Here is a 7,177-nt window from a genome sequence, read left to right on the forward strand (position 1 = left end):
CAGGTCCACGAAGGCACCGAAGTTGACGATGGAGGACACGACGCCCTTGCGGACCTGGCCCTTCTGGAGCTGGTGCAGGAACTCGCTGCGGACCTCGGACTGGGTCTGCTCGAGCCATGCGCGGCGCGACAGGACCACGTTGTTGCGGTTCTTGTCGAGCTCGATGATCTTGGCCTCGATCTCCTTGCCGACGTACGGCTGGAGGTCGCGGACGCGACGCATCTCGACGAGCGAGGCGGGAAGGAAGCCACGAAGACCGATGTCCAGGATGAGTCCACCCTTGACGACCTCGATGACGGTGCCCTTGACGGCCTCGTCCTTCTCCTTGAGCTCCTCGATCGTGCCCCAAGCGCGCTCGTACTGAGCTCGCTTCTTGGACAGGATCAGACGGCCTTCCTTGTCCTCCTTGGTGAGGACGAGTGCTTCGATCTCATCTCCCACGGAGACGACCTCGTTGGGGTCGACGTCGTGCTTGATGGAGAGCTCGCGGGAAGGAATGACGCCTTCGGTCTTGTAACCGATGTCGAGTAGAACCTCGTCACGATCGACCTTGACGATGGTGCCCTCGACGATGTCACCATCGTTGAAGTACTTGATCGTGGCGTCGATGGCGGCGAGAAAATCCTCTGCGGAGCCGATATCGTTGACGGCTACCTGCGGTGAGGTTGTGGTTGAGGGCATGTGTTGAGTTGCTCCGGACGGGTTGGGTATCGGTTGATGGATGTTCGGTCGGACTTGGTGAAACGTGTGCAACACGAGCATCTTCGGCGAATCCGTTGCCGGATCCGTGTGCGCCGAGGTCGAGGGAACCCGACCTGGGCGCAGCATGAACACACTCGCGTTGAACAGGGTACGCGATGCCGCAGTACCAGCACAAACCCGGTTAGAGTCGGCGTGTGACCGATCTTTCCACACCGTCGTCCACTCCCGGCCGCGGCCGAATCGATTCGGTCGCGAGTGACCGCGCGAGTCGTCTCTGGTGGGATTCCGACGCCGAGAGCTACCACCGTACGCACGGCGCGTTTCTCGGAGTGTCGACCGAATCCGGGGAGTTCGTCTGGTGCCCGGAGGGGCTGCACGAGGGCGACGTGCATCTGCTGGGCGACGTCGCGGGCAAGGACGTCCTCGAAGTGGGCTGCGGCAGTGCACCGTGCGCCCGCTGGCTCGGAACCCAGGGTGCGCGCGCGATCGGTCTCGACATCTCGATGGGCATGTTGCAGCGCGGCGTCGATGCAATGGCCGCGGGCGGGTCGACGGTTCCGCTGGTGCAGGCCAGTGCCGAGTCCTTACCGTTTGCCGACGAGCGGTTCGACATCGTCTGCTCGGCCTTCGGTGCGGTGCCGTTCGTCGCGGACTCCGCCAATGTGATGAAGGAAGTCGCGCGGGTACTGCGGCCGGGCGGGATCTGGGTGTTCGCCGTCAACCATCCGATGCGCTGGGTGTTCCCCGACGATCCCGGGGTCGGCGGTCTGACCGCTACGATTCCGTACTTCGATCGAACCCCGTACGTCGAATACGACGCCGACGGGACTCCCAACTACGTGGAGCACCACCGGACGATCGGTGACCGCGTGCGCGAGCTGGTCGCCGCAGGTCTCGAGGTGCGCGACATCGTCGAACCGGACTGGCCGGAATGGCTCGACCGCGAGTGGGGACAGTGGAGTCCACTGCGCGGGCAACTCTTTCCGGGCACCGCGATCTTCAGCAGCCGCAAACCGCTCTGACCGAGTGCGCCGCGATCAGCGCCGGTGCACCCGGGCTTCCACGGCCTCGGTGAATGCGCTGGTCGACGCCTGCCCACCGAGGTCGGCTGTCGCGACCCCGGATTCGACCGTGGCGTCGACGGCGTCACGGATCCGGCCGGCGGCCGCGGCCAGCCGATCGTCCGTGTGGCGCGGGGCGAGCCACTCGAGCAGCATTGCAGCGGACAGGAAGAGTGCCGTCGGATTGGCCCGGTTCTTCCCTGCGATGTCCGGGGCCGACCCGTGCGAGGCCTGCGCCATCGCCTGGGTTTCCGAGGAGTTGATCGACGGCGCGGTGCCCAGCGACCCGGACAGCTCACCTGTCAGATCCGACAGAATGTCACCGAACATGTTCTCGGCCACGATGACGTCGTAGTCCTCGCCCCGCCGAACCAGGTGCGCCGCGAGCGCGTCGACGTGCTCCTCGGTGACCTGGACGTGAGGAAATTGCTCGCCCACGGCGCGGCACGCATCGCGGAACAGCCCCGTCGTCATCGACAGCACGTTGGTCTTGTGCACGATGGTCAGTTTCCTGCTGCGTCGCTCGGCCAGCGAGAATGCCTCACATGCAATGCGTTCGCAGGCCGCGCGCGTGAACACTCCGACGGCCAACGCCACATCGGGAGTGGGCATGAACTCCCCGCTGCCGACGAACATGTTGCGATCGGCGTAGAACCCCTCGGTGTTCTCCCGCACGACCACCAGATCCATTCGCGGGGACAGCGCCCGTACGCCGGGCAGTGCCTTCGCCGGCCGGATGTTGGCGAACAGGTCGAATTTCTTGCGAATCCGTCCGCCTGGAGTCAGTTCGGATCGGAACGGCTCCGGATACGACGCGCTGTCGTGTGGACCCAGAATCCAGCTTTCGAGCTCACCCAATTCGTCCAGCGTGCTCCCGGGTACCGGCGTTCCGTGCTGGTCGATGGCGTCCATGCCCAGCGGGAGGCGCACCCAGTCCACGGCCGGGCCGCCGACGGACGCCAGGGCCGCGTCGACCACCCGGATCGTCGCGGGCACTATCTCGTGGCCTATCCCGTCGCCGGTCATGGCCCCGATCCTGAGCGTCGTCGTATTCCGGCCGTCAGTCTGCGACATCATGGGCTCCATGGTGCAGTCCGCAGAACTACTACTCGACTCCGGCCTCGACGCAGCGGTGCGCCGCGAGTGGGCGGCGCTGTCCGAGGCCGGGCTCCCGAGCCAGAACCGCCACCGCGGTGAGTCGAATCGCCCGCACATCACCGTCGCAGTGGCGTCGTCGATGCCGACCGCGGTGGACGATGGCAATGCGGTCCGATTCGATCCGTTCGATGTGCGCCTGGGCGGGCTCGTCGTGTTCGGCGGTCGAACGATCACCCTGGCGCGACTGGTCGTTCCGTCGAGCGAGTTGCTCGATCTGCACGCCCGGATGCACGAGGCCGTGGGCGAACGTTCGCTCGACCACCTCGAACCCGGCCGATGGACACCGCACGTGACGGTGGCTCGCCGGTTGACGCCCGAGGAGGCAGGAGCGGCGGTGCGCCTGCTCTCGGCGGACATCGACGATCTGGTGGGATCTGCGGTTGCGCTGCGCCGGTGGGACGGCGATGCCAAGCGCGAATGGCGGATCGGCTGACCCCGGGCACCCTAGAACCGGAAGTCGCCGAACTGGGTCACCTCCGCGTGGGTATCGGGAGCGAGGCCTGCGAGCACGAGGACGTCGAGGGCCAGGAACAACAGCACAACTACCAATACAATTGTCATGCCGCTAGCCTCCAACCTGCGAACAGTGCGCACGAGTGGCAGTAAAGCCATATATCGACGACTTTCTGCCATACTTTTTTCATGCTGAAACGAGTGGTTGTCGCGCTGATGCCGTTGACCGAACAGTTCGAGCTGGGCGTCGCCTGCGAGGTGTTCGGATTCGATCGCTCGGACGAGGGCCTACCCACCTACGACTTCTCTCTGATCGCAGGTGTCCCCCAACCGATCCGCACCCGCGTCGGTTACACCATCGACGTGCCGCACGATCTCGACAGTCTCGACAGCGCCGATCTGATCATCATTCCGGCCGGTGGCACCGAGACGGCTGTGGACGGCAGCTTCGTGTGCGGAACCGAATACGACGCATCCATCGAACCCCTGCTGGCCAAGCTTCGCGCAGCGGTGGAACGAGGCGCGATGGTCGCGAGCCTGTGCAACGGTGCTTTCGTACTCGGCAAAGCGGGACTTCTCGACGGCAGACCCTGCACGACGCATTGGCGGCACTCCGCCTCACTGGCCGCAAAATACCCCCTGGCACAGGTGGATCCGAACGTCCTCTACGTGGATGCGGGCAACGTACTCACCAGCGCAGGGACGGCAGCCGGAATCGACCTGTGCCTGCACATCGTGCGCAAGTACCAGGGCAGCGTCGTGGCCAACGGGATCGCTCGCCGGATGGTCGTTCCTCCGCATCGTGACGGCGGCCAGGCTCAATTCGTCACCAGTCCCCTGCCCGCCACTCGTACCGAGACACTGGCTCCGCTGCTGGACTGGATGACCGAGAACCTCGACTCCGAGCTGACCATCGGTCGACTGGCGGCGCGGGTGAACATGTCGGCGCGAACCTTCGCCCGCAAGTTCGCGGCCGAAACCGGAACCACACCCGCGCGCTGGCTCAACGACCAACGAGTACTGGCGGCGCAGCAGCTGTTGGAGAACTCGGATCTGCCGATGGATTCGATCGCCGAGGTGGTCGGTTTCGGCAATGCCGCGGCCCTGCGGCAGCATTTCGTGAGGTTGCGATGCACCACGCCGAATGCGTATCGCCGCACGTTCCGTGCCGCACCCCAGCCCGCCTGACGCAGGCGCTCCGACCCGACCGGGATGATTCCGGTCAATACCTGCGTTGAGACACACCAGAAGCGCAATCAATCGAAAGGGACCGCGTGGCCACTCAGACTTTGACCCAGCAGAATTTCGACGAGATCGTGACGAACAACGACGTGGTGTTGGTCGATTTCTGGGCGTCCTGGTGCGGACCGTGCCGCCAGTTCGCGCCGACGTTCGAGAAGTCGTCCGACGCGCACCCCGACGTGGTGCACGCCAAGGTGGACACCGAGGCCGAGCAGGGACTTGCTGCCGCGGCGCAGATCCAGTCGATCCCGACGATCATGGCGTTCCGCGAAGGAATTCTGGTGTACGCACAGCCCGGTGCACTGCCTGCGCCGGCGCTCGAGGACCTCGTCGGTCAGATCAAGGCACTCGACATGGACGTCGTGCGCCAGCAGATCGCCGAGCAGGCTCCCGCGGCGGAGTAGTTTTTCGTCGCTGCACACGACGCGAAGGGCCGCTCACCGAATTCGGTGAGCGGCCCTCGTCGTTCTTCCTGCGCGGCCTCGAATCAGTGCGCAGCGGCATCCCAGCTGCGGCCGGTGCCGACCGAGACTTCCAAGGGCACCGACAGTTCGATGGCCGAGGACATCTTGTCGCGTACGAGCGCTTCGACTTCCTCACGCTCGGATTCGACGACCTCGAGCACCAGTTCGTCGTGGACCTGCAACAGCATTCGTGACTTCAGCGTCGACTCCGCCAGTGATCGGTGCACGTCGATCATCGCGACCTTGATGATGTCTGCGGCGGTGCCCTGGATCGGGGCGTTGAGAGCTGCCCGCTCGGCGACCTCGCGGCGCTGACGGTTGTCGCTGTTGAGATCGGGCAGGTAGCGGCGCCTGCCGTACAGCGTGGAGGTGTATCCCACCTTGCGCGCTTCCTCGACGGCGTTGCGCAGGTAGTCACGGACACCACCGAACCGCGCGAAGTACGCCTCCATCTGCTGCTTCGCCTCGTCGGTGGAGATCTTGAGCTGCGCGGCGAGACCGAATGCGCTGAGTCCGTAGGCCAATCCGTACGACATCGCCTTGACCCGGCGACGCAGTTCGGGGGTGACCTCCTCGATCGGCACGCCGAACGCCCGGGCACCGACGAAACTGTGCAGATCCTCGCCGGTGTTGAACGCCTCGATCAGACCTTCGTCGCCGGATACGTGCGCCATGATGCGCATTTCGATCTGGCTGTAGTCGGCAGTGAGCAGTGTGTCGTATCCGGCCCCGACGACGAAGCCGTCACGGATGTGGCGTCCCGCCTCGTTGCGCACCGGAATGTTCTGCAGGTTCGGCTCGGTGGACGACAGTCGTCCGGTGGCCGCGACCGTCTGATTGAACGTGGTGTGAATGCGTCCGTCGTCGGCGACGGATTTCAGCAGGCCGTCGACCGTGACCTTCATCCGCGTCGCGTCCCGGTGATCGAGCAGGAATTTCAGGAACGGATGCTCGGTCTTCTCGAACAGCCCCTGCAGCGCATCGGCATCGGTGGTGTACCCGGTCTTCGTCTTCTTCGTCTTGGGCATGTCGAGTTCCTCGAACAGCACCACCTGCAACTGCTTCGGAGATCCGAGGTTGATCTGCTTGTCGATCACGCCGTAGGCGGAGTTCGCGGCCTCGTCCACCTGCGCGGCGAATCCGGACTGCAGCGCGCGGAGGTGATCACCGTTCACGGCGATACCCGTTGCCTCGACATCGGCCAACACCGTCAGCAGCGGCAGCTCCATCTCGGAGAGCAGGGTGGTCGACTCGATGGCGGCGAGCTCGGCGTCCAACGCATCGGCCAGGTCGATCACGGCCCGCGCCTTGAGAATCTCTCCCTCCGCGAACGCCGCATCGGCGGTGTCCTCCGCGTCGAGCAACGACATCTGACCTTCTCCCGCATCCTCGACGCGGAGTTCGCGCTTGAGGTAGCGCAACGACAGGTCGTCTAGATTGAACGATCGCTGACCGGGCCGCACCAGGTACGCCGCCAGTGCGGTGTCGGTGGTCAAGCCGCCGAGGGTCCAGCCGCGCCCACGAACCGCATGCAGAGCCCACTTGGCCTCGTGCAAGGCCTTGGGTTGCGCTGCATCTGCGAGCCAGGCCGCGAGTGCCTGCTCGTCGGATTCGTCCAGGGCGGTCGTCGTGACGAACGCGCCCTCGCCGTCGGCCGCGGCGATCGCCACCGACGTCGCATCGCTGTCGAACGGCCGACGCGGGCCGAGAATCGACAGCCCACTACGCCTGCCGTCGGCTGCGTGTTCCGCGAGCCATGCGGCCAGTTCACCCGGTGCGACGATGCCGCCGCGGACGTCGAACCCTTCCTCCGCCTCGGGTTCGACCGACGCGAGTGTCTCGAACAACCGGTCCCGCAGAATGCGGAACTCCAGGTCGTCGAACAAGGCGTGGATCTTCTCGCGGTCCCACGGAGCGAGTTCGAGCTGATCGGGGGTGTAGGGCAACGGCACATCTCGGACCATCTCGGTGAGCTCGCGGTTGAGCACCACGCTCGACAGGTTGGCGCGCAGTGCATCTCCCACCTTGCCCTTGACCTTGTCCACGTTGTCGACAAGGGCGGTGAGGGAACCGTATTCGATGATCCACTTGGTCGCC

Annotated in this window: 7 protein-coding genes; 4 read left to right on the top strand and 3 right to left on the bottom strand. The window is 65.1% G+C overall.

Annotated elements, in window-relative coordinates:
- Positions 1-681: S1 RNA-binding domain-containing protein (locus tag A2J02_RS18220; RefSeq protein ID WP_156516286.1), on the bottom strand; the 681-nt coding region annotated here is incomplete at its 3' end.
- 215 nt (positions 682-896) lie between these two features.
- On the opposite strand from A2J02_RS18220, the gene A2J02_RS18225 reads away from it, so the two are divergent.
- A complete protein-coding gene (locus tag A2J02_RS18225; RefSeq protein ID WP_068051863.1) occupies positions 897-1,724 on the top strand; it encodes a class I SAM-dependent methyltransferase in 828 nt (275 codons plus the stop codon).
- Between the two features lie 15 nt (positions 1,725-1,739).
- Here the strand turns inward: A2J02_RS18225 and A2J02_RS18230 are convergent, their stop codons facing one another.
- Entirely contained in the window at positions 1,740-2,837 is a 1,098-nt protein-coding gene (locus A2J02_RS18230) for an isocitrate/isopropylmalate dehydrogenase family protein (protein WP_156516287.1), read from the bottom strand.
- A gap of 10 nt (positions 2,838-2,847) precedes the next feature.
- On the opposite strand from A2J02_RS18230, the gene A2J02_RS18235 reads away from it, so the two are divergent.
- From A2J02_RS18235 to trxA, 3 genes are all read left to right on the top strand, one after another.
- A complete protein-coding gene (locus A2J02_RS18235) occupies positions 2,848-3,354 on the top strand; it encodes a 2'-5' RNA ligase family protein (RefSeq protein ID WP_068051866.1) in 507 nt (168 codons plus the stop codon).
- A gap of 209 nt (positions 3,355-3,563) precedes the next feature.
- A complete protein-coding gene (locus A2J02_RS18240; protein WP_068051869.1) occupies positions 3,564-4,562 on the top strand; it encodes a helix-turn-helix domain-containing protein in 999 nt (332 codons plus the stop codon).
- Between the two features lie 86 nt (positions 4,563-4,648).
- Positions 4,649-5,020, top strand: a complete 372-nt coding sequence (gene trxA, locus A2J02_RS18245) for a thioredoxin (protein WP_037192657.1) — start codon at positions 4,649-4,651, stop codon at positions 5,018-5,020.
- Positions 5,021-5,103: 83 nt separating this feature from the next.
- Here the strand turns inward: trxA and polA are convergent.
- The coding region (polA, locus tag A2J02_RS18250) for a DNA polymerase I (protein WP_068051871.1) at positions 5,104-7,177 on the bottom strand (2,074 nt) is incomplete at its 5' end.

This window comes from Rhodococcus sp. EPR-147, from assembly GCF_001647185.1.
Lineage (GTDB): Bacteria > Actinomycetota > Actinomycetes > Mycobacteriales > Mycobacteriaceae > Rhodococcoides.

Coding starts and splice junctions, on each gene's coding strand:
- A2J02_RS18230 (WP_156516287.1), bottom strand. CDS start 2,837: ATGTCGCAGACTGACGGCCGGAATACGACGACGCTCAGGATCGGGGCC.
- A2J02_RS18235 (WP_068051866.1), top strand. CDS start 2,848: ATGGTGCAGTCCGCAGAACTACTACTCGACTCCGGCCTCGACGCAGCG.
- A2J02_RS18240 (WP_068051869.1), top strand. CDS start 3,564: ATGCTGAAACGAGTGGTTGTCGCGCTGATGCCGTTGACCGAACAGTTC.